The organism is SAR324 cluster bacterium, from assembly GCA_015232315.1.
Classification (GTDB): Bacteria; SAR324; SAR324; order SAR324; family NAC60-12; genus JADFZZ01.
In genome coordinates this window covers 68,909-91,786 of the sequence record JADFZZ010000014.1, presented here as the reverse complement: position 1 = coordinate 91,786, position 22,878 = coordinate 68,909, and the positions used below count along the sequence as shown (strand labels likewise).

At 44.1% G+C, this 22,878-nt stretch carries 19 protein-coding genes; 8 read left to right on the top strand and 11 right to left on the bottom strand.

Annotated features, from left to right (window positions below; translation table 11 throughout):
• Positions 1-65: 65 nt before the first annotated feature.
• The 4 genes from HQM11_11375 to lon all read right to left on the bottom strand — a co-directional run bounded on the left by HQM11_11375 (position 66) and on the right by lon (position 5,296).
• Positions 66-734 (bottom strand): oxidoreductase, encoded by a 669-nt coding sequence (locus HQM11_11375; protein ID MBF0351625.1) that lies wholly within the window; start codon positions 732-734, stop codon positions 66-68.
• A complete protein-coding gene (locus HQM11_11370; GenBank protein MBF0351624.1) occupies positions 731-1,903 on the bottom strand; it encodes a DegT/DnrJ/EryC1/StrS family aminotransferase in 1,173 nt (390 codons plus the stop codon). The genes HQM11_11375 and HQM11_11370 overlap by 4 nt, the downstream gene beginning before the upstream one ends.
• A 27-nt stretch (positions 1,904-1,930) precedes the next feature.
• Positions 1,931-2,626, bottom strand: coding sequence for a CPBP family intramembrane metalloprotease (locus tag HQM11_11365; GenBank protein ID MBF0351623.1), 696 nt, complete (start codon positions 2,624-2,626; stop codon positions 1,931-1,933).
• A 207-nt stretch (positions 2,627-2,833) separates the two neighbouring features.
• Complete coding sequence (gene lon, locus HQM11_11360) at positions 2,834-5,296, bottom strand: endopeptidase La (protein ID MBF0351622.1); 2,463 nt, start codon at positions 5,294-5,296, stop codon at positions 2,834-2,836.
• 434 nt (positions 5,297-5,730) lie between these two features.
• Between lon and HQM11_11355 the strand changes: the two genes are divergently transcribed.
• The 6 genes from HQM11_11355 to HQM11_11330 are packed head-to-tail and all read left to right on the top strand — an operon-like array spanning position 5,731 to position 13,277.
• Positions 5,731-6,453 carry a cytochrome c3 family protein gene (locus HQM11_11355; GenBank protein MBF0351621.1) on the top strand — a complete coding sequence of 241 codons (723 nt, stop codon included), beginning with the start codon at positions 5,731-5,733 and terminating at the stop codon, positions 6,451-6,453.
• A gap of 27 nt (positions 6,454-6,480) precedes the next feature.
• Positions 6,481-9,474 (top strand): molybdopterin-dependent oxidoreductase, encoded by a 2,994-nt coding sequence (locus tag HQM11_11350; protein ID MBF0351620.1) that lies wholly within the window; start codon positions 6,481-6,483, stop codon positions 9,472-9,474.
• Positions 9,475-9,476: 2 nt separating this feature from the next.
• On the top strand, positions 9,477-10,853 hold the full coding sequence (nrfD, locus tag HQM11_11345) for a polysulfide reductase NrfD (GenBank protein MBF0351619.1): 1,377 nt from the start codon (positions 9,477-9,479) through the stop codon (positions 10,851-10,853).
• Positions 10,850-11,374 (top strand): DUF3341 domain-containing protein, encoded by a 525-nt coding sequence (locus tag HQM11_11340; GenBank protein ID MBF0351618.1) that lies wholly within the window; start codon positions 10,850-10,852, stop codon positions 11,372-11,374. The genes nrfD and HQM11_11340 overlap by 4 nt, the downstream gene beginning before the upstream one ends.
• Complete coding sequence (locus tag HQM11_11335; protein MBF0351617.1) at positions 11,358-11,996, top strand: cytochrome c; 639 nt, start codon at positions 11,358-11,360, stop codon at positions 11,994-11,996. Before HQM11_11340 ends, HQM11_11335 begins: the two co-directional genes overlap by 17 nt.
• Positions 11,997-13,277 (top strand): molybdopterin oxidoreductase, encoded by a 1,281-nt coding sequence (locus HQM11_11330; GenBank protein ID MBF0351616.1) that lies wholly within the window; start codon positions 11,997-11,999, stop codon positions 13,275-13,277.
• Positions 13,278-13,343: 66 nt separating this feature from the next.
• Here HQM11_11330 and HQM11_11325 read toward each other — a convergent pair whose 3' ends face one another.
• The 7 genes from HQM11_11325 to HQM11_11295 all read right to left on the bottom strand — a co-directional run bounded on the left by HQM11_11325 (position 13,344) and on the right by HQM11_11295 (position 18,569).
• Positions 13,344-13,829, bottom strand: coding sequence for a cupin domain-containing protein (locus HQM11_11325; protein ID MBF0351615.1), 486 nt, complete (start codon positions 13,827-13,829; stop codon positions 13,344-13,346).
• Positions 13,830-13,846: 17 nt separating this feature from the next.
• The gene (locus tag HQM11_11320; GenBank protein ID MBF0351614.1) at positions 13,847-14,674 is read right to left on the bottom strand and encodes a SpoIIE family protein phosphatase; all 828 of its coding nucleotides are present in this window, start codon (positions 14,672-14,674) and stop codon (positions 13,847-13,849) included.
• 32 nt (positions 14,675-14,706) lie between these two features.
• Complete coding sequence (locus tag HQM11_11315) at positions 14,707-15,573, bottom strand: radical SAM protein (GenBank protein ID MBF0351613.1); 867 nt, start codon at positions 15,571-15,573, stop codon at positions 14,707-14,709.
• A complete protein-coding gene (locus tag HQM11_11310; GenBank protein MBF0351612.1) occupies positions 15,570-15,833 on the bottom strand; it encodes a hypothetical protein in 264 nt (87 codons plus the stop codon). Before HQM11_11310 ends, HQM11_11315 begins: the two co-directional genes overlap by 4 nt.
• Positions 15,817-16,263 carry a Mini-ribonuclease 3 gene (locus tag HQM11_11305; protein ID MBF0351611.1) on the bottom strand — a complete coding sequence of 149 codons (447 nt, stop codon included), beginning with the start codon at positions 16,261-16,263 and terminating at the stop codon, positions 15,817-15,819. The genes HQM11_11310 and HQM11_11305 overlap by 17 nt, the downstream gene beginning before the upstream one ends.
• The gene (locus tag HQM11_11300; protein MBF0351610.1) at positions 16,257-16,826 is read right to left on the bottom strand and encodes a hypothetical protein; all 570 of its coding nucleotides are present in this window, start codon (positions 16,824-16,826) and stop codon (positions 16,257-16,259) included. Before HQM11_11300 ends, HQM11_11305 begins: the two co-directional genes overlap by 7 nt.
• Positions 16,827-17,132: 306 nt before the next feature.
• The gene (locus HQM11_11295; protein ID MBF0351609.1) at positions 17,133-18,569 is read right to left on the bottom strand and encodes an ABC transporter substrate-binding protein; all 1,437 of its coding nucleotides are present in this window, start codon (positions 18,567-18,569) and stop codon (positions 17,133-17,135) included.
• Positions 18,570-19,180: 611 nt separating this feature from the next.
• Here HQM11_11295 and HQM11_11290 point away from each other — a divergent pair.
• Complete coding sequence (locus HQM11_11290) at positions 19,181-20,956, top strand: long-chain fatty acid--CoA ligase (protein ID MBF0351608.1); 1,776 nt, start codon at positions 19,181-19,183, stop codon at positions 20,954-20,956.
• A gap of 57 nt (positions 20,957-21,013) precedes the next feature.
• Complete coding sequence (locus HQM11_11285) at positions 21,014-22,846, top strand: 1-acyl-sn-glycerol-3-phosphate acyltransferase (GenBank protein MBF0351607.1); 1,833 nt, start codon at positions 21,014-21,016, stop codon at positions 22,844-22,846.
• The last annotated feature ends 32 nt before the right edge of the window (positions 22,847-22,878 follow it).

The window sequence follows — 22,878 nt, the reverse complement described above, 5'->3', positions numbered from 1 at the left end:
AATCATTCAAAATATCTGAAAAATTAATCAATGTTTTGCAGGGATCAGACCATTTCAAAAATCACTCAATGATTGTCATCATAAATTTTCTGGATTTCATTGGATTCGAAAGCATATCGTGCCAGGTGATCGGCTTTTTGGGCCATGTGGACCATGGCGAATGCAACCGTATCCGCCTGAATGGGGCGATATTTCCGTAATTTTCTGGGGAGAAACGAAGTAAACAGCGGCATTGCGTATTTGCCAATTTCCTCACCAATTCTGAATTCGCTTCGATTTCCCAGCAAAAGGGAGGGACGAAAAAAATGCAGACTTGTGAACGGGATTTCACTGAGGCCTGTTTCCACTTCACCCTTGACCCGGTTATAAAACACAGCCGAGGATTTATTGGCGCCAAGAGCCGTAACAATGGCACAGTGGTTCACTCCGTTTTTTTGCGCGATACGTGCAATCTGCAATGGATAATCATGATCCACTCGTTTGAATGCTTCTTGTGAACCTGCCTGTTTGATGGTTGTGCCCAGACAACAGAAGAGGTCATCACCACGGATCAAGTCCTGACAGGAATCAAGATGATCAAAATCAATCAGATGTTCCTTCACTTTAGAATTATTCACGTTTAATGGTTTTCTGAGCAGTAGAATGATGTTTTCATAGGCCGAATGCTGAAGCAGATATTTCAGACACTCCTGACCGACCAATCCACTGCCGCCCACCAGAATCGCCTGTGTCATAGCGTTTTCCTTTCCTGATAAAAAGCCTTAATCTGTTGCACCACATGTGCCTGCATTTCTTCTGTCAGTTCAGGATAGATGGGCAGTGCCAGAACTTCTCGTGCGGCTTTCTCGGATTCCGGAAAGTCGCCGGATTTATAATTCAGATAACTGAAACATTCCTGCACATGAAACGGTACAGGATAATAAACTTCCGTAACAATCTGCTGGCTTTGCAGGAATTGACGTAATTCATCCCGTTGAGGAACCCGAATCATGAACTGGTTATAAATGTGATAGTTACTGATTTTATGCGTTTGATAAACGGCTGCGGGAAGTGCGACTTCAGCGATGCCCGCCTTGGAAAATAACTCGATATATCGATTAGCGTTGCGTTGCCGTTGTTGATGCCATTGATCCAGATGGGGCAGTTTGACATTTAGCACTGCGGCCTGAAGTGGATCCAGTCTGAAATTTCCGCCAATGAATTTGTGATAATATTTGGGGTTTGCGCCGTGATTTCTCAGGTACACAAGATACTGGGCCAGTGTGGAATCGTTGGTCACGATCATGCCGCCATCACCGATTCCCCCCAGATTTTTGCTGGGAAAAAATGAAAAACAACCCATTTTCCCCATGCTTCCTGCACGCTGTACCTTCCCTTCCAGTGGATATTCAGCGCCAATCGCCTGAGCCGCATCTTCAATCACAGGAATATTCCACTGAGCCGCTACCTTCATGAGGGACTGCATGTCAGCGCATTGGCCATATAAATGCACGGGAATGATGGCTTTGACCTTGTTGCGGGTATCTTCAGGCATGGCTTTCAGAATTTCTGAAAGGTGAGCCGGGGACATATTGAAAGTAACCGGGTCAATATCTGTGAGAACCGGTGTTGCGTTCAATCTGGCAATAACTCCGGCGGTCGCGAAAAATGAAAAAGTACTGGTAATCACCAGATCTCCCGGACCAACATTCAACCCCATCAACGCCAGCAACAACGCATCCGTGCCCGAAGAGACACCAAGGGCATGACTACAGCCTGAATATTGGGCAACCGCCCGTTCGAGTTCTTCAACTTTGGGACCCATGATGTATTGGGTTGAATCCAGAACATCCACAATCGCGGCCAATATTTCATCTCGTAAAGGACGCAACTGACCTTTTAAATCAAGCAATGGTACCTGCATAAAACACCAGTAGAAAAGGTTGAGACCTCAGGCCAATAATAAAATCCTGATATCATAAAATGCATGGGTATAGGCTGTAATGCCGAATCCCCTTAAAAAATACAAGAGGGTAAACAGAAGTCCGGCAAACCAACGGAACAAAAAACTATACAGATTGAAGGAATCTGCCATGTTGCCAAAATAGTGACTTAGAGAAAACAGAAAGGATGCCAGCAGAATGGCTATAATACCGCTTAGAAGGGGTTTCTTAAGTAAAAACAACAATCCAAAATACAACACGTTCAGCAGAATTACTCTGAAAAAAAATTCCTCAAACAAGCCGGCTCCCAACGACAGGGCGATACTCTGAATACTGTTGCTCAAGGGAATCATCTTGGTCAGAAAGACAGGTTTCAACACCGACTGGATAATCAGATTCAGGCATAAACTATAGATGATGGCTTCCAGAATCATCCAACCTGCATATTTAAAACGGAGAGGTGTTTCTTTTTTATGAATGAAGGGAATTGCGGCAAACAAAACTCCAATCATGACAAACGTTGCCTGACGGGTGCTGACGTCAAACGATTGCAGTACATGGCGCATCCAGATATCAACCGCGTTACGGACATGCCAGTAGGGATTGCTGGTAGACGCAAGCATGATTTCGTAGCCAATCAACAGGGGCAGTGCGGTGACTACTGAGTAAAACGCAGAATGCGAGACTTGAAAATATTGCTTCATTCGCGACCACTTTGGGTTGGCAAGTGTGTGGAGGGGCTAGACTGACGTGTTAACAGAATTTGCTGCCGGAATATTTCAGGCGAAATACGTAGAAATCCCATATAATTTTTAAGAGACCATCCCAGAATGATCCCGCATACAAGGCAGATGAACAGCAACATTGGACCAGCTTCAAGGCGCTCCTGTTTTACAAGAGCGCTCCTGTTTTCAAGACAATAAAAATTTGGAAGAGATATGCGGCAGATCAGAGCCTGAAAACTCCGGTGTTTTCAAAAAGGAACTGTCCACTTCAGCGTCACCGGATTTTTCAGGTTGAGGGACAGGATCAATCACGGGAACAGGGAATCGTTCCAAGGCGATTTGCATCACTTCATCCACAAATTTCACAGGAATGATCTGAAGATCCCTGGTGATTTCCCGGGGAATGTCCTTCAGATCTTTTTCATTATCCATGGGAATTAGAACTATTTTGATTTTACCTCTTTTCGCCGCAAGCAATTTTTCTTTTAATCCACCAATAGGCAACACTTTGCCGCTCAGTGTGATTTCTCCAGTCATGGCAATTTCTTTTCTAACAGGAATGCCCGTGAACACGCTCAACAGCGTGGTGGTCAGGGTCACACCGGCAGAGGGACCGTCTTTGGGAACTGCGCCTTCTGGAATATGAATGTGGATATCTGTTTCTTTGAATGTTGAAGAATAGATTCCCAGTCGATTGGCATTGGTCCGGATGTAGCTTAACGCCGCATGCGCGGATTCTTTCATCACATCGCCCAGTTGACCTGTCAGTTTGAGACCGCCCTTGCCTTTCATCGTGGTTGCCTCCGTCATCAGCAGTTCTCCGCCAGCCTGTGTCCAGGCCAATCCGCAAGTGACACCAACCTCATTGTTTATTTCAACGCTGGCATGCTTGTACTTCTGGATTCCCAAAAAAGTTTTGATTTGTTTGGGGGTGACATGAATCATTTTTTGTTTGGGTTGCTTGACAATCTGGGTTGCGATTTTTCGACAGACTTTTGATATTTCCCGCTCCAGGTTACGTACACCGGCTTCTCTGGTATAGTTCTGAATAATGGTCGTGATGGCTTTGTGCTGGAATTGAATCTGTTCGGGCTTGAGTCCGTTTTCTTCAATTTGCTTGGGCAGTAAATGTTCGAGAGCAATATGCTCTTTTTCCAACTCGGTATAACCGGACAGATTGATGATTTCCATTCTATCCTGAAGAGCCGCCGGAATCTTCTGTCCAACGTTGGCTGTGCAGAAAAACAGGACATCAGACAGATCATATTCAATTTCCAGATAATGATCCATGAAGGTGTGATTCTGTTCCGGATCCAGCACTTCCAGCAACGCCGCCGCAGGGTCCCCCATCACACCATGCGTCATTTTATCAATTTCATCCAGAAGCATCAGAGGGTTATTGCTTTTGGCTTTTCTCAAAGACTGGATGACTTTTCCGGGAAGCGCGCCGACATAAGTTCGACGATGACCGCGTATTTCAGCTTCATCCCTGACGCCACCCAGACTCATTCGCACAAATTTTCGACCTAGAGATTCAGCAACCGAACGCGCCAGTGATGTTTTTCCCACTCCGGGAGGTCCAACCAGACAAATGATCGGGCCTTTCATTTCACCCACTTTTTTAGCGACAGCCAAATATTCAATAATGCGTTCCTTGATTTTTTCCAGACCATAATGCTGTCGGTTCAAAATGGTTTCTGCGGCATCAATATCAAAACTGTCCGTAGTTCTAACGCCCCAGGGCATTCCCAGCAACCAGTCCAGATAATTGCGTACCACATTGGCTTCAGCAGACATGGATTGCATCATTTTTAACTTTTTTACTTCTTTTTCAGCCACTTCACGCGCTTCTTTGGACAAAGACAATTCTTTGATTTTATTGGTGTACTCCTCCATTTCAGCTTTACTGTCCTCGGTCTGGCCCAGTTCTTTCTGAATCGCCTTGATCTGCTCATTCATGTAATATTCTTTCTGGGTTCGTCCAATCTGTCCCTGGACCCGTTCTTTCAGTTTTCGCTCTACTTTTTTGAATTCGCTTTCTTCCAGCATTCTCTCATACACAATTTCCAGGCGCTGACGAGGATCGCTCATTTCCAGCAGTATTTGTTTCTTTTGGAGATCCATGTTGAGCAACGGTGCGATTCTATCGGCAAGACGGTGTGGTTCTTCTGTATCAATGGCCAGTTTTTCAATGCCATCGGTCTGGCGTTTGACTTCTTTCAGATATCGTTTGAGTTCTGACTGAACGTTTTTACTCAGCGCAATGATCTCTGGTGTTCTAGTCAGTGTCTCCTGAATGGGGCACACGACAGCGGAGTAATAGGGGGGATTCAGATTAGCCTCAATGAGATTGGCACGAGAGTGGGCCTCAAACAAGGCTTTGATCGTGCCATTATGCAAGCGCATGATCTGTAGAATCTGTCCGATAGTTCCAACTTTGTACAAATCACTGTCGGCGGGATCTTCCACCATGGGATCTTTTTGTGCGATCACAAAAATTTTACGATCTCCGCTCAACGCTCGTTCCATTGCCGTAATTGATAGAGGGCGGCCAATAAAAAACGGTGCCGTCATATGCGGAAATACAACAATATCCCGCATTGGCAACATAGGCAGTGTCTGATATTCTTCTGTATCTGTCTGATGCATAAACAAACTCCCTTTTCTGAAATGAATCCTCATGGTTCATACGGTACTTTTAAAAATACTAATCACTGAAATCGTAAATAGCAATAGAGGATTTTATATTTCACATGGTTTCACTGTTCTTGAACGGTCAATGCGACTTAGGCGTTGAAATAGCGAGTCCGTCCGGTCTTGACTCCGAATCCAGTGGCCTGCTGAGATTTTTTGGAGGTCGGATCAAGTCCGGTATGACACATTTTCTCATTTTCAGCACCTTGCCTATCAAACATAATTTTCAACCCCTAATTGGCCTTATCAAAGAAAAATAGTTTGATTTTGTTTCCGTGTTATGGTGTGTTGCGGCCTCTTTTCTATAGGGTTCCTATTTTTCCATAAATTCTTCATGGGTAAGGTCTTTTATGCGACGACTCATCTTTGCTGCGAAGGCGGTGTTATTCATGGGTGGTGGAATTCTGACGATGATCTTGTCAGTCGGTATCGCCACTTCAGTCTCCGCCCAGGAAAGCCAGCCAATCAATTTCAGTCATAAACTTCACGCAACCAACGATAACATCCCCTGTCAATATTGTCACAGTTATGCCAGAAGGTCCTATTCTTCAGGAGTTCCTCCTGTCAGCGTTTGTGTCGGTTGTCACGGAACCAATGAAATGCCGCTGGTGCGAGCAGACAAGGCACAGTATCCTGAAGCGGACAAGGCTCGAGGGTATTGGGCAAGACAAGAACCGATTCCTTGGGTCAAAATCCATGATATCCCTGATTTCGTTCGGTTTCCGCATAAAAAACATATCAATGCGGATGCCAACCGGTTTCGGGATGACGCTGACACAGCCTGCGACATGCAAAAAGATGACCGCTCTCTGGCCTGTAGAGTGGGCTATTTCAAAAAAGGGGATGACGACCGTTGCGTAGCCTGCCACGGGAATGTTAAGGCCATGGACGTGGTACAGATGGTAGATGCCGATTTTGGTAAAATGGGCTGGTGTCTTCAGTGCCATTTACAGGTAAAGGGCGCAAAAGAAAGAAAATCCGCACTGACTACCTTGGGGGGATGGTTTAACGCGAAAGAAGAAGATATTGAACGCGCGGCAAAAATCGGCCTGAAAAATCCAAAGGGGTATCATAATCCAAACCTGACAGATTGTTATACATGTCATTATTAGTAGATTAATCCATTAGGAGACATTGCGATGAAGAAAGGTCTCAGTAGAAGAAATCTTTTCAAATACATGGCAGTTAGTGGTGCCGCTGTCACTGCGGCGAGCTGTCAGAATAAACCTGAAAAACTTATTCCGTTGCTGGTTCCGCCAGATGGGATTGATTACAGTCCTCATAACGCATTCAATTACATGACAACCTGCAGGGAATGTGATGCGGGATGCGGGATGATGGTAACAGCACGAGAGGGACGCGCCCAAAAGGCCGAAGGAAATCCCTTGCACCCTGTCAATCAGGGTAAATTGTGTGCCAGAGGACAATCGTCCCTGCAAGCACTCTACAATCCAGCCAGACTGACGACGCCAGCATTGAAAGGTGGAAAAAATATTTCGTGGGAAGAAGCTGAAAAAGTCTTTGTGGAAAAAATTCAGTCCGCACAAGGCAGTATTGTCTATTTAGGTCGGCCTACAACCGGGAGCGATAAAGACTTCATGGCTGAATGGCTTAACGCTGTAGGCGGTGGACGTCGTATCGGTTTTCAGGTTTTCAACAGGGCGAACCTGATCAAGGCCAATGAAGTTTCATTTGGTCGTGCAGATGTCCCACTCTATCATTTTGATAAAGCACGATACTTTATTAATTTTGGTGCAGATTTTCTGGAAAACTGGGGCGGCATCGTTGAAAACGCCCGGCAGTTTGCTGCCATGCATGCCTATGCGGATGGCCACAAAAACAAAGCCGTTCATGTCGGACCTCATTTATCGCTGTCAGGTAGCAGTGCGGATGAGTGGGTTCCTGTTACTCCAGGGACAGAAGGAATTCTGGCTCTGTCCATGGCTCATGAAATTCGCAGACGAACTGGCGGGTATGTATTTCTGGCTGATTATCTGGCGGAGTACCTCCCTGAAAAAGTTGCTGGCGACATTGGGCTGACTGCTGAAAAAATTAAAACACTCGCCAAAGAATTTGTTGAAAATGGACCAAGTCTGGCGATTGGTGGTGGTAGTGCAACCATTACTGAACAGGCAACAGAAACAATGGTTGCTGTGAATATTCTGAATGCTGTCTCTGGCAATCTTGGCAAGACCGTATCCTTTATTGATCAGGCCGCACCGGAAATGATGGGTCAGCAAAACATTCTGAATTTGATTCAGGAATTGCAAAACGGTCAGGTGAAATTGCTGATCATTGATGAAAGCAATCCGGTGTATGCATTGCCTAAAACCAGCCGCTTTGCCGATGCAATGAAAAATGCGTTTGTAGTGGTCATGTCATCTGTTCAGAATGAAACATCTCATGAAGCAGATCTGGTCTTGCCAACACTGACCCCTTATGAAAGCTGGGGAGATGTGGAGACTCGTTCCGGTGTTCGCAGTATCATTCAGCCTGTCATGAGTCCGGTGCAGGGATTTGATGCCAAAGCCCGCGAAGATGTTTTAATGGCGGTTGGACAAAAACTGAATCCGAGTGCTTTTGAAGGGATGAAACGTTATCTTGATTACCTGAAACAGTCCTGGACCAAAATTCATGCTGAAAAAGGCAGTCCACAGACCTTTTTTGAGGATTTCTGGGTTCGTACTCTGGAAAATGGTGGCTTGTTCGATGTTGTTCCTGAAGTGGCAGTTGAACTGAATCCCCAGGTCACTCAAATGCATCTGAAAACACCTCAATATGAGGGCAAAGGACTGACATTGATTCCATCGACATCTGTCCTGCTGGGTGATGGGAGTGGTGCCAACAAACCATGGCTCCAGGAAGTTCCGGATCCAATGACACAGATTGTCTGGGATTCCTGGGCGGAAATCAATCCGGAAACAGCCGAAAAACTGGGAATCCATGACCGGGATTTGATGGAAGTTAAAACCCCCTATGGTCAAGTGGATTTGACCGCGTATTATCATTTTGGCATTCACAAGGGCGCTATCGCCATTCCCTTTGGTCAAGGTCACGAAAATTCAGGCTTGGCGGCTGACCGATATGGCGTGAATGTTTTGGACCTGCTTCCTGCAAAGACAGACCGAATGTCCGGTGAACTGGCATGGTTGAGCGTGAACGCTGAAGTTAAAAAAGCGTCAGCACTTGCCTATGCAGTTAATATGGATGGAAATGCACGACAATTAGGACGTGATATTGCGGCCGCTGTCACCATTACTGAACTCGCACAGGGGCCGGTTCATCACCAAACGGGACACAAACGACAAACAGAATTCTATCCTGACCGCAAGGAAACAGCCGGATACTATGAGCCCTATAAGTGGGGAATGACCATTGATCTGGATAAATGTAACGGTTGTTCTGCGTGTGTCGTTGCTTGTTATTCCGAAAACAACATCCCTGTAGTTGGTAAGGAGCGGATGGGTCTGGGACGTGAAATGTCATGGATCCGGCTGGAACGCTATATTGAAGGATATGGGGAAAATCTGGAAACCCGTTTTGTGCCAATGACCTGTCAGCAGTGTGAAAACGCAGGGTGCGAGCCTGTATGCCCAGTATATGCGACCTACCACAATCCGGAAGGTTTGAATGTTCAGGCATACAACCGTTGTGTCGGAACTCGCTATTGCTCCAACAACTGTATTTACAAGGTTCGACGATTCAACTGGTTTGACTATGAGTTTCCTGCACCTTTGCATCAGCAACTCAATTCAACCATTACAACCAGATCTGTCGGTGTGATGGAAAAATGTACCTTTTGTATTCAACGCATCGCGGAAGCCAAGTTTGCGGCAAATGAAATGAATCGTGATGTTCAGGATGGTGAAATCATTACCGCCTGTCAGCAAACCTGCCCGACCAGCGCCATTACATTTGGCAACCTAGCGGATTCTTCCAGTCAGGTATCCAAACTGGCTCAGCGGAATGAGATGGAAAAAAGAGATCGTCAGTATGAAATCATTGCTGAAATGAATTACAAACCAGCGATCACTTATTTAAAAAAGGTCAATTTCCGGGAAACGGCAGGAGCTCATGCAACGTCCCATCATGCAATGAACATTTTATCAAAAAATGAGAAACAGGAGGCCTGATTATGAGTGATACCAAACTCACGTATGCCAAGATCAATGATGATCTGCTGGCAATGCTGGAAAAGCCGCATCCATCTTATTTTCTGCTCGTCCTTGGATTTCTGGTAGCATTGATGCTGGGAGTTCTGAGTGTTGCGTTGCAAGTGGATGTCGGAATTGGATACGCCGGGATGAGTCACCCGATTGGTTGGGGGTTTTATATCACCAATTTCGTGTTCTGGATCGGGATTGGACATGCGGGAACACTGATTTCCGCAGTATTTTATCTGACACGCGCTCCCTGGCGGAATGCGATTTACCGAAGTGCGGAAGCCATGACAGTTTTTGCTGTGATGACAGCAGGAATGTTCCCCATCCTTCATACAGGACGTCCGTGGTTGGGATATTTTTTGATTCCATATCCAAATCAACGGATGTTATGGATCAACTTCAAATCTCCCTTGGCATGGGACGTGTTTGCGGTAACAACCTACATGACAGTATCTATCCTGTTTTTCGTGATGGGATTGATTCCTGACATGGCCATTCTCAGGGATGAAGCCATCCGCCGTGGACAAAAACTGAAAGCTCTGATTTATACTCCAATGGCGCTGGCCTGGAGAGGAACCAATCATCAGTGGTTGCATTACATGCGGGGGTATCTGATCTTTGCAGCTTTGGCAACACCGCTGGTGTTTTCCGTTCACTCCATCGTTTCCTGGGACTTTGCCATGTCCTCTATTCCTGGATGGCACACCACCATTTTTGCTCCATATTTCGTGGCTGGAGCGATTTTCTCCGGACTGGCAATGGTGATGACTGTGTTGATTCCGGTAAGAGTCGTCTTTGGCCTTGAGGAATATATCACAGATCATGTGGTCCAAAGTGTGTGTCGTGTGATTTTATTCACCTCGATGATTGTGGGTTATGCCTATGCGACAGAGTTCTTTATCGCATTTTACAGTGGCAATCCCTTTGAAAAAGCTATTTTTTATTTTCGCCCTTTTGGCGCTATGACAGATTGGACTCTGTTGGGTGATCATGATTTTGGATTTCCTCAAATCGCATTCTGGTTGATGGTTTTCTGCAACGTCATCGCACCATTGCCTTTATGGCGATTTAAAATCAGAACCAATCTGGTGGCCGTCTGGATCATCACGATTCTGATCAACATTGGCATGTGGTTTGAGCGTTTTAACATTGTAGGAAGTTCACTACAGCGAGACTTTTTGCCTCATGCCTGGGGCTCGTATTGGCCTACGATTGTTGAAGTCGGATTGACTATTGGAGGATTTGGTTTCTTTTTCACATTATTTGCGCTTTTTGTGAAAGCCTTACCTCCAATGGCGATTATGGAATTGAAAGAAGCAATTCATCCACCGATGAAAGGAGGAAAATGAGCAAGAAATTTTCAGGAGTGTGGGGCACCTTTGAATACCTGGATGAGTTGACATCCGCGATTAAGGCCGTGCGTCAGAAAGGGATTGAGCCTACTGTATTGTCACCATGTCCCAGACATGAAATTGATCACGCTTTGGGCGATCGGCAGTCAAGACTTCCATTCATCTCCTTGTGTGCTGGAGCGTTAGGATGTCTGACAGGATATAGTTTCACCGCATGGACAGCCGCTGACTGGGTGCTTCCTGTGGGTGGAAAACCGATTATTGCTATTCCCCCATTCACTATTATCGGTTTTGAGTTAACTATCTTATTCACCGCTTTATTCACCTTGATGGGGGTCGTGTTGCTGGCTACGGTGGATACATTGAAAAATCCACTCCCGTCATCCGTTAAAAAATATGTCCGGTTTCAACGGGACCGTTTTGGCATCGTCATCCCTTGTGAGTCGGCCAAGCTGAATGACTTTCAGGTGTTATTGAATAACCATGGAGCGGAGGAGGTGCATGTTGAAAATGAATAAGCTGAACAAAATATTGATGCTCGCCATCAGCTTTAGTTTTGTGGGCAATTTGGCGTGGGCCGGAAAAAATAATCCATTCGATGATCCTCGAACCAAAGAACCCGGATATAACTTAAAAAATGACGCCAGCCCCTGGTTTGACGGCAAGGATTATCCGTTCTTCCAGGATATGTTTAATGGTAAAAGCATTAAACCCCAGGAAGAAGGAACCTATCAGAATTTTCCATCTGATTCTGTGCCTGTTCGATTTGAATTGGGAAAGATACAGCAGATCTATGAGTCGTTTGTGCCGATGGCAGAGCGTGAAATTCGACCACTGAATCCAACAACAGCAACGGAAGCATCGGTAGCTAATGGTCGAAAAATGTATAACATTTACTGTGCGGTGTGTCATGCCAAAGATGGAAATGGTAACACTCCAGTGGTTGAAAAAGGTATGCCAGCTATTCCGATTGCGGGATTTGTGCAGATATTCAGTGAGACTCATTTTTACAACAAGATCCGTTATGGCAGCAAACCTGCGGGAATTATGCCTGCTTATGGAGCCCTGACAACCCGTCAGGAACGCTGGGATATTGTGAATTATTTGAAGAGTCCACAATTTGGGAAGGAGGAAAATTAAATGAAAGCGATAGTTGAAAAATCCTTATTTGAGATTCCCAAACAAATCAGAATGCTGCTTTGGGCCCTGATTGGTTTAGGGGTGCTGATGTTTGTAGTGGGTCTGGCTATTGGTGACCATGAAGGTGTGAAACGGACATGGCAGACTTTTTTAATCAATGTGGTGTTCTGGGGTGGTTTATCCCAGGCTGGTGTGATCATGGCTGTGATCTGGCAGCTTACAGATTCAAAATGGGGCCGTCCCTTCAAACGTCTGGCTGAAGCCTTCGGTGCCTTTTTGCCCATCTCTTTTTTAATGTTCATTATCTTGTTTTTTGGAGGACACATTTTGTACGAATGGGTTGAGAAACCGTTTCTGCATCATGGGGTTGCTGTGAAAGCAGGTTGGCTCAACTATCATTTCTTTATCACCAGAAATATTTTCTGGCTGTTATTGATGTATGGAGTTTCTTTTGCGTTCATTCGATTGTCCCTTAAACCCGATTTTGGATTTGCGAGAACACTCATTCCCGGATGGGGCGGAACTCTGGCGGACAAGTTGCTGAAGGGGTACAATAATCATAAAGATGAAGTAGTCCGTATGGAATTACTTTCTCGCAAAGTAGCTCCTGTTTTGATGATTATTTACGCAATTGCCGGATCCTTTATTTCATGGGATTTCGTAATGACTCTGGATCAGGAATGGTTTAGTACCTTATTTGCAGCATTTTTTATGATGGGTAATCTGCACGCAGCCTTGGGGTTGTTGCTGATTGTCGCAGTGACTGTTCGCAGCAAACTTGGTAGTGACGGGGAAGCTTATATCACCATCAACCGCATCCATGATTTGGCAAAATTGACATTTGCCTGCGCTATGGCATGGACCTATCTTGGATTTTCACAGTATATTGTGATCTGGTATGGCGACTTGAGTGAAGAAACTCCATTTTTGATCATCCGATCGATGATTCAGCCATGGAGTACGGTCTTTGTGATTGTGATACTTTGGTTGTTCGTATCGGTGTTTCTGGGACTGATGCCAAGAACATTGTGCCGAACACCTAATTTTGTCAGGGCGATGGGCGGATATATCGCATTAGGACAATGGTTTGCAGTCTATCTAATCGTTGTTCCATCATTGCAGGAACCAGGACACTACCATATTCCCTTCGGTTTGCATGAAATCCTCATCACCGCAGGATTTGGCGGAGCGTTTGCTTTGGCATATCTCACATTTCTGAGCAAGGTACCTCTTCTTCCTGTTTCAGACAAACATCTCTGCCATTCATGGCATGGTCGGTAAGTCTCAGTGGTCTTAGCGGTTGCTCAATCCGCTAAGATCATCCCTTCTTTTTTGTGTCAGCAAAAATTACGGCAACGTTAACTTTTCAATAATCTGAAAATGTTGCGGATATTCCTCCAATAATTTAGATCTCGACCCCATTTCCAAATCAATTTTTTGCTCTCCTGAGAAAATAGTGGCACCAGTCAACGCATAACCATTTTTTTCATAAACAGTTGCCGCATACCAGAAGTTTTTTCGAACGATCACCTGATGTCGTTCACCACGATCGAGATTATTTCCCAGCTTGGAGCAATAATATTGACCCATGTTATCCATAATATGCAGATGCATTGTGGAGCCATAATAAAAATGCCAGAGAATGTCTGAATTGAGACGATTGAACGCAAGAAATTCATTGCCAGGAAGCAGATAGTAACTTGCCAAACCGCTACATAAAGGGTCAATGCTATCAACTTGATGAGTACCATAATGGTACGTTTCTGACAAATATCCTCCATTGGGATATCTTTGAAGATCAAGACTTTTGATCCAGAAAATCATTTTTTTCATAAAAAATTCTCAGAAAATTAATGAGCGGGCTGATAGTTTTGTTTTGGATGAACAAGAATATCCGTGATCAGAATACTTATATTGTCTGGTTTGGGAGCTAGTAGTCCTTCCCATTGATCAGAATAGACCTGTCGCATTTTGTAAGTTGATTTTTGCAATAACAATTCAACGGCTGAGAATGGAGAAATGCCTACAACATAATTGTCCACTTCTATCGGCGTAAAATTATCCCAAAGACCATCGGACGCAATAATAATTCTGTCATTTGGCTCCAGAGTTGTCTGACAGTAATCCATTTCATGCCCATCGCCAGATAGCGCTCGAGTGACGATATGCCTCATCGGGTGATGGATCGCATCGTCAGGAGAAATATCGCCGTTCTGAATCCATGTGTTGATCAATGTGTGATCCTGTGTTTCAAATCTGATACCATGATTCAGAATGAGCAGTTTGACATCGCCAGCATACCAGATGTGTAGGGTGGGATAATCCAGTTTCGCAATCAGATAACACACACCGGCTGAACTTTTTTTGCATTCCTGTCGAATTCTTGATGAGGCATCCTCCAATGCTGCAAGGATAGGACTTGACTCAAATTCAGGTAAGGCCATCAAAATATCACAAAGAATTTGAGCCGCTTTGTATCCTTCACCAGGCCCACCCATGCCATCGGCGACAATCATGGTATTCTTATTCGGTATAACAATCACACGATCTTCATTAATATCTTTATAACCAACACCACGATAGGAAATGGCACTGCACAAAGAATATTCCAGATGTATTGTCACAGGGCTTTCCCAATGTGGCAAATTGGAATTGCCCAGTATCACCGCTTTAGCCATGCTCAACTCAGAAAAATAAAAGGGGTGGTCGTTCAGTCAAAATGCCTGCCATAATATATTTTTACAGGAACAGGAATCTGTCTTGTCAAAATCTTGCCGATTTCATCCATGACAGAATCATCCCATGCCCGTACAAAAGAATTTGCAGGCGGTCTGGCAATGGTATAGGCCTGAATTTCTTGAATCTGTGTTTTGTTATTCAGCAGAGACTGTACTGTGCTCACATAGGTGTCCAGCAGAGTGGGAGAAAATTCCTGCTGATGTATTTGCATGAAACAACTTTGCAACAGAATTTTATACTTCATTCCAGTGTTTCTGAGGTTATTCAGAATTCTGGCAAATGGAACATCCGTCTGCATGAGTTGCTGCCAGTTTTTTTCATCTCCGGCATCCAGTTTGGCCCAGATTCGTCCGCCATTTTCAACAAAAATTGGGAGAACCTTCTGGATCCGTGGGAGATGCAGACAAGATGCATTGGTGATCAAAACAAGAGGAATATGTTGAAGATTGAATTGCTGACGCAACTCAATTAAGCCTGGTATCAATTGATCAAACTCAGGATACGTAGTGGGTTCGCCATCACCTGACAAGGCAATATCACAAACGGGCATTTTTTGCCAAGATCCTCCGGCTTCCTGAATTTTTATAAAAAACTGTTTCAGTTGGTCCAGAATCAAGCGCACGGATGGTACCGGCACTGTTTCATGTCTGGTTCGGTTGACCTGACAGTAAACACAGTGAAAATTACAAATTTTGTCCGGATTCAAATTGATTCCGATTGAAACACCGCCAGAACGTCTGGAGACAACAGGATAGATCAACAGACCTTGTGAGGACAACCGCTCATGCGAGGTAACATCCAGAATTGAGTTTTCAGCGATATGAACGATGGCTGTCATGAGGATTCAATGGACTGTTTTTCTTCAAGATACTTTCTTTGGAAGTACAGTTTGAGGTGTTCATAATCTGTAACTGACAAACGACCCAATTCATAATCATGATCTAATTCTGTGATTGCCGACAGCAAGGACTCCTGTTCGTTAAACTCTGCCAGGGATTTATCATTATTAAGATATGATTTGACAGGTTTGAACAATAGTGGATACAGCAATGCAAAGATAGTGAGTGAGCCAACTAAAAGGCTAAGCAGAACAAACATTGAATCCTTCAGGCTGAGATTTCTGAACATTATTTAAATGTTGGTTGAGGAATGAATCAACAACGGGATGTGAAATCAATTCTTCAAAACGATTGGTATTATTTTGAACATACCAGTATCCCAGGAGACATTCGAATCCTGTGGCAAAGCGATAATCCTTGACAGACGCATGTCTGGGGCATGTTTGAGGTTTCACATTTTTTCCACGTTTAAAAACAAGCTCTTCATCCAGGGTTAATAACGGCAGTATCAACCGCATAATTTCAGCCTGAGTCTGGCATCGTACCATCGCGACAACTCTTGGATGTACATTCCTGGCAGAAGAACATTGCCTCAGAATATAATGACGACACCACAATTCGTACCAGGCATCCCCCAGATAGGAGAGGGAAAAGCTTGAATTGTCGACAGCAGACTGCATCATCACCATTGATCATCACCGGGACAGACAATCGTATTGTTCACAACTTTAAAAATTCCATTGTCAATCACTCTTTCTGCAATAACCGGTGATTTATCATCTTTTCGGATTATGCCAACACTTCCATCTTGTCGAAGAACAATCGTTGTTCCAGGGATCGTCTGAAATACTTTGTCACCAAAATCAGAATTTGAGGAACTGTCTCGATCCCCTCGATCTCCTCGATCCCCTCTATTCCGTTCTTTCTCTCTTCCCCTTGGTCGTTCTTTTTCAGGTTCTTTCTCATAAGATTTTTTGGGTGATGTGGGTTTTGTGTCACTAGTCAAGCCTCCCAGAAGTTTGCTTTTGTCTGCTGGAATTGCTGTTTTTTCATTACGAATCAAGCAAACATAACGATCTTCGCCTTCTCCCACCGATTGCGTGGAAAGGTGATAAATGTCGGCTAGTTTATGGATCAATCTTCGCAGGTAACCGTTGACAGGTTCCAGTTCCATCATTTCTGCGGATGAATTAACAAATTCATCAACTCTTTGAGACATTTCTTCAAGAAACTCCAAATCTGTTTTTTGCATAGTTTTCCAGATAACAGCAGGTTAAATAATTAAAAGCATGTGATGCCGAACAATAAAAATAAATACCAGCCAAGTATATATTAAGTTTTCGGCACCTTTCATTTTTGTTTACAGTTTGTCATCTCGACGAAGGAGTGACCTTATACACCTTGCGTTAAGATCCCTCGTCATTCGTACTTCACTCTGTCGGGATGACACATTCAAATTGTTAATTACTTTTCACAATTTCTGAAAGGTGCCAAGTTTTCAATCATTTTTTAGCAATCACCCCCAATGTAAGGGCAGTGGTATATGTTTTTTTTCTGATTATTTCCAGTTTAATGATCTCAGTGAATAATATCCTCCAGCGGGATGCAACTGAAACCCGTGCAATTTTTTATCAATAAGGGCGATATTGTTGTTGTGCCACATACTGACATAGGGCAATTCTTCGGAAAGGATTGTTTGAACTTCACGGTAGATTTTTTTACGTTTTTCAAGATCCATTTCCCGACGCCCCTGCTCCAGAAGACTGTCCAGTCGGGGAAGGCTGAAATGACCACGATTTTTGCCTTCAGGCGGAATTTGAGAAGTATGAAACAGGGTATAGTAAAAATCAGGTTCTGCAACACCCACCCAGAGTAATGAAAATAATTCAAAATTTCCGCTTTTAATATCTGTAAAGAACGTTCCCCATTCAAATGAGCGGATATTGATGTCAATGCCTACCTGCTTTAATTGGCTTTGGATGATCCTAGCCTGCGTCACTGCTTCACGTTTGGTGGTCGTTTTATATTCCAGAGCAAAGCGAGTTCCGTTTTTTATGGGAAAATCCTGATCTAGCAGTTGCTTTGCCTTGTCAGGATTGTAATTGTATTGGGGAAGATCCGGAATATAAAATTCATTTTGCGGCGTAATCAAGCTGTTTGCTCTGACAGAATGACCTTTTTGGTGAAACTGGATGAGCTCATCAATATTGATTGCATGGGCAATCGCCTGACGAACTTCTTTATGCTTGAGAATCGGATGATTCATGTTGAAGCCCAGATACTGGTAGGACAATCCCGGAGATTCGATAACATCATATTTATTACTCCAGTTGGATTCCTGCAAAAAACCAACTTTTGCAAAGGGGATCGTATTGATGGCCAAATCAATTTCACCTTTTCTGATCTTGAGAAAGCGTGTGTTATCATCCTGGATAATCTTAAATACCAGTTTTTTATAGGATACTGGATCGGGATAGCCAGGATTTGGTACAAAGACGATTTCATTCGGTGTTTGTTCCTTCAATAAAAAAGGTCCGGTTCCATAAAAATTTTTACGGTCAGTGCTGGCCTTGAATATCGGGAGTAACAAATCCCACAAGATAGAGCTTTGGGGCGTTGTCAATTGAAACTCAAGGGTCCTGGAGTCAATCACCCGAATAGCTTTGATTTTTGTTCCAAGAAACTGAAATGGAGAGCCTGTTTCAGGCTCCATGACTGTCTGGAAACTAGATTTCACATCCTCTGCCGTGAGTGCGCTTCCATCGTTAAACTGGATTCCTTGTTTCAAAAAAAACCGAAGGACATCGGGCGCAGGTGTTTCCCAACGTTCTGCAAGTCCGGGCACCATCTTGAGATTGATATCCGGATAAATCAGCGTTTCATACAGCAATTGCTGCGTCATTCGCATGCCAAAAGCATCCACCGCATAACGGGGGTCCAATGTCTTGGGCGCGGCTTCAATCGCAAGAACGACCTCATCTTTGGCCTGTATCATGTGCGAGTTTCCTTGGGAAATAAGCAACCATGCCACAAAAAATAATGCAAAAACATTGCGATGGTGAATAAAAATCATGAAGGCGGGACCGGGGAATAGTGAAGAATAGTGGAGAATTACCTCCACATTTCTGAATGTATGTCTAATTGGAATGAATGCGTTTAAAGTTTATGCTGAAAACAAGTGCGGGACACAGCATGAGGCAAAAAAACAGGATACCAAAAATTATAAACCAGTTCATGACATCTCCTTATGAAGAAAATTTTGAGGGAAATTTCAGCAACATAAATAAAATTTGAATTGAACGTCGCATCCATAACATGATTAAAAGACAGAATCCAGAGTTTACCCACTTATTTCGGGAAAATTCAGTGGCTTTGTTTCTGATATGGCGTCACTTTTATTGGCTTCTTCAGACTCATTGATTGTGGCTAACCACAATGCGGGAGCCTTTGAAATCTTATGTTTCGAAAGAAACTTGTTCAATTTGATAAGTTCCTCTTCACAGACATAAGTATTTTTGTTAGGGATAACCTTAGCAATTCATTGCGAACAAACACCTGATACTTTTAGATCAGATTTATTACCAAATCATTTTACAGGAGCGACTCATGCCAGGTAAATACAAAAATCTTGTTGATATGCAGGAAAAATCATGTGCCACTTTCAAGGACCGTGAATTATTGGGAACCAAAAATGGAAAACTTTATGAGTGGATTACCTATGGTGAATTTGCTCAAATGGTTGATCATTTTAGGGGCGGCTTGGCATCACTGGGAGTTGGCCCACAGGATAAAGTGGCCATTATTTCCAACAACAGTGTCCAATGGGCGGTGGCGGCGTATGCCACTTATGGATTGAAAGGGATTTTTGTCCCGATGTATGAATCCCAAAGTATGAAAGAGTGGAAATATATCATTCAGGACTCAGGCAGCAAGGTTTTGCTGGTGGCCAATGATGAAATATATTCCCAGGTGGAAAATCTGCCTTCAGAAATTGAATGTTTACAGCATGTCGTTGATCTGGCTGGTTCAATCAGTGATCATAAAAGCTACAAATATCTGCTGAAAGTCGGTGAGGATCATCCCGCAAGTTCTCAACATCCGGAACCGGATGACCTGATGGGACTGATCTATACTTCAGGAACAACGGGCGATCCTAAAGGTGTGTTGTTGAGTCATGGGAATATCATGAGCAACGTCAATGCGATAGAAGATATTCTGGATGTCAATCCGGACGACCGCAGTCTTTCTTTTCTGCCATGGGCCCATTCTTTCGGTCAAACCGTGGAACTCCATTGTCTTGTATCATGCGGCGCATCCTCTGGTTTTGCGGAAAATGTGACCACGATTATTGACAATCTTGCAGAAGTTCAACCAACGTTACTGTTCAGTGTACCGCGAATTTTTAATAAAATTTATGACGGTGTGCAAAATAAAATGAACGCTGATGGTGGGCTTGCCAAATTTTTGTTCGATATGGGAATGCAAAAAGCAACTCTGAAAAAACAGCATGGTTCCCTGGGGTTAGTGGATTCAGCGCTTTTCTGGCTTGCAGACACGATTGTTTTCAACAAGATCCGTGGCCGTTTTGGTGGCCGTCTGCGATATGCTGTGAGTGGTGCGGCAGCGTTGAGCAAAGAAGTTGCCGATTTTATCGACAATATGGGAATTCTCGTTTATGAAGGCTATGGCCTGAGCGAAACAAGCCCGATGGTTACAGCCAACTCCAAAGCCGGACGGCGCATTGGCAGCGTGGGTAAACCGATTCCCCATGTGACGGTCACACTTGACAAGAGCGTGGTCGGCGAAGATAGCCCCGATGGCGAAATCGTGGTGCATGGCCCCAACGTGATGAAGGGATACCACAACAAGCCGGAAGAAACCGCCTCCGTCATGACAGCAGATGGCGGCTTCCGAACTGGAGATCTTGGCAGGTTCGACAGTGATGGCTTTTTGTACATCACCGGACGAATCAAGGAGCAGTATAAACTGGAAAACGGCAAATATGTGGTCCCTTCTCCTCTGGAAGAAAAACTGAAACTCAGCCAATATATTGAACAGGTCATGATTTATGGTGATGGGCGGTTGTATAATGTGGCCTTGATTGTGCCCGCACGAGACATGCTTCAGAAATACGCTGGTGAAAATGGCATCTCAACCACTGGAACAGCGTTGCTTCATGACCATCGCATTGTGGAGCTCATCAAGAAGGAAATCGCAACCTATGGCGCCTCCTTCAAAGGCTATGAAGTACCGAAAAAATTCGCGCTTCTGGAAGAGGACTGGGGAACAGAAAATGGCATTCTAACGCCGACCCTCAAGCTCAAGCGACGCATTGTTGTGGATAAATACAAAGATATGATTGAAAGCCTGTACACCGCATAAAAGTATTGGGCGGGTTTTCCGCCCATGTCTCTTAACCTGATCTTTCCCAAGAGTCTTATGAGTTTCTTCAAACAATGGCTGAGTAAAAAACCGTTTAGACGTTTTAAATTCTGGGAGCCTAAGGATTTTTCTGTATTTGGTGCGACGCATCAGTCACGCAGGAAACTGATACGAGAATTGGAAAAAAGCACTTTAGTCCAGGAGGCACTCAACGAACATCCTCCCAAAAAACCCTGGTATCGTCCGTTTTATTCTCCTGTCAGGGACTTTTATAAGGAAATGATAGCCGTCCCTTCAGTTTTTGCGGTCTTTTTGGCAAGCATTGCACTACGCTTTCTCTGGAATCGTATTTTTGACGGGGTGGTTGTCAAAGGTCTGGACGAACAGCGGCAAAGTCACGAAGGTAAAACAATTATTTATATTCCCTGCCACCGCAGTCATCTGGATTATGGTTTATTGTCACACATTTTATATGAGCATAAATTATCTCTGCCGATGATCATTGCCGGAGAAAATTTGAATATGTTTATTGTGGGCGCGATCCTCAAACGGGGTGGTGCCGTGTTTATCAGACGGGTGTTCAAAGGACAGAAACTCTATTCAACAGTGTTTCTCAGTTATCTGTATTATCTGCTGGATAACAAGTTCAGCATGGAATTTTTTATTGAAGGCACGCGATCCCGTACTGGAAAAAACCTCCCACCCAAAACAGGATTTCTTTCCATGCTGGTTCAATATGTGGAGGAAAAACCTGATCGGGATCTGCACCTGGTTCCAGTTTCCAATGTCTATGACCGGGTTATGGAAGAGTCCTCCTACGTCAAAGAACTTGGCGGTTTGCCCAAACGCAAGGAAAGTCTGGGTGGTTTGCTACGTTCCCGGAAAATGCTCAGTGTCAATTATGGAAAAGTTTATGTTTCTTTTTCACCCCCCATTTCATTACGTGGATTGATGCAGCGATATTACGGACAGGCAGACCGTGGTGCCATGCTCTACCGATTGGGGATGGACATTACGGACACCATGAATAAATACAGCGTCACTTCAGCGACACCGCTGATCGCGACGATTCTGCTCTCAGAAAAAAAGCAGGGATTCCGTAAAGAAGAACTGATCGAAAAAGGGAAATTTCTGATTGATCTGTATGAAGTCACTCATCCCCGTCCCAAAGAAACTTTGCTCGGCAGTAAAGAAACCCTGGAGGAAGTGATCCAGTTTATGTTCCGCAGTGGTTCAGTAGGGATGTTGGAAGATCCCAAAGGTGATATCTATTATTTCCGCTATCAGAACAAAATCCGACTGAATATTTATAAAAATATCATCATCCATCATTTGGTCATTCCTTCGGTGTTGGCATTTCAACTTCAGAAAGAACCACAAACCAAGGAATCCTTGTTGGGACACATTCTCATTTTTGATCATCTGTTCCGCTACGAGTTCATGTTTCCCAGTTCTTTCGATTTTATTGATAATGTGACCATGATGCTGAATTTCTTTGAGAAATATGGTCTGACTACAAAAAACGGGGAAATATATACGCCCAACCCGGACAAATTCAGTGAAATGCAAATTCTGGCGAGAATCCTGTTGCCTTTCCGTGAAGCCTTCAGGATCGCAATTTATTATTTGACCCAGGTCAGGGATCCGGCATCTTCGATCAGTTCCAAGGAAATAATTGGGGAAATGCAGAGAGCGTTTCTAAAATTGTATCTCCTGGCAGAAGTGGAAGCCCCGGAAGCGAATCTGACCGTAACCTATGACAACATCATCCGTTATTTAACAGAAGAGAATTATCTCAAGAAATATTATATCGAGGAGATGCGCAAATCGATTATTCTTCCAGGAGAAAAATTTGATCAATTGAATGATATTGAGGAGAAACTGATTTAGGACTCAGCCGTGGCATCGTATAGTTTTGGATT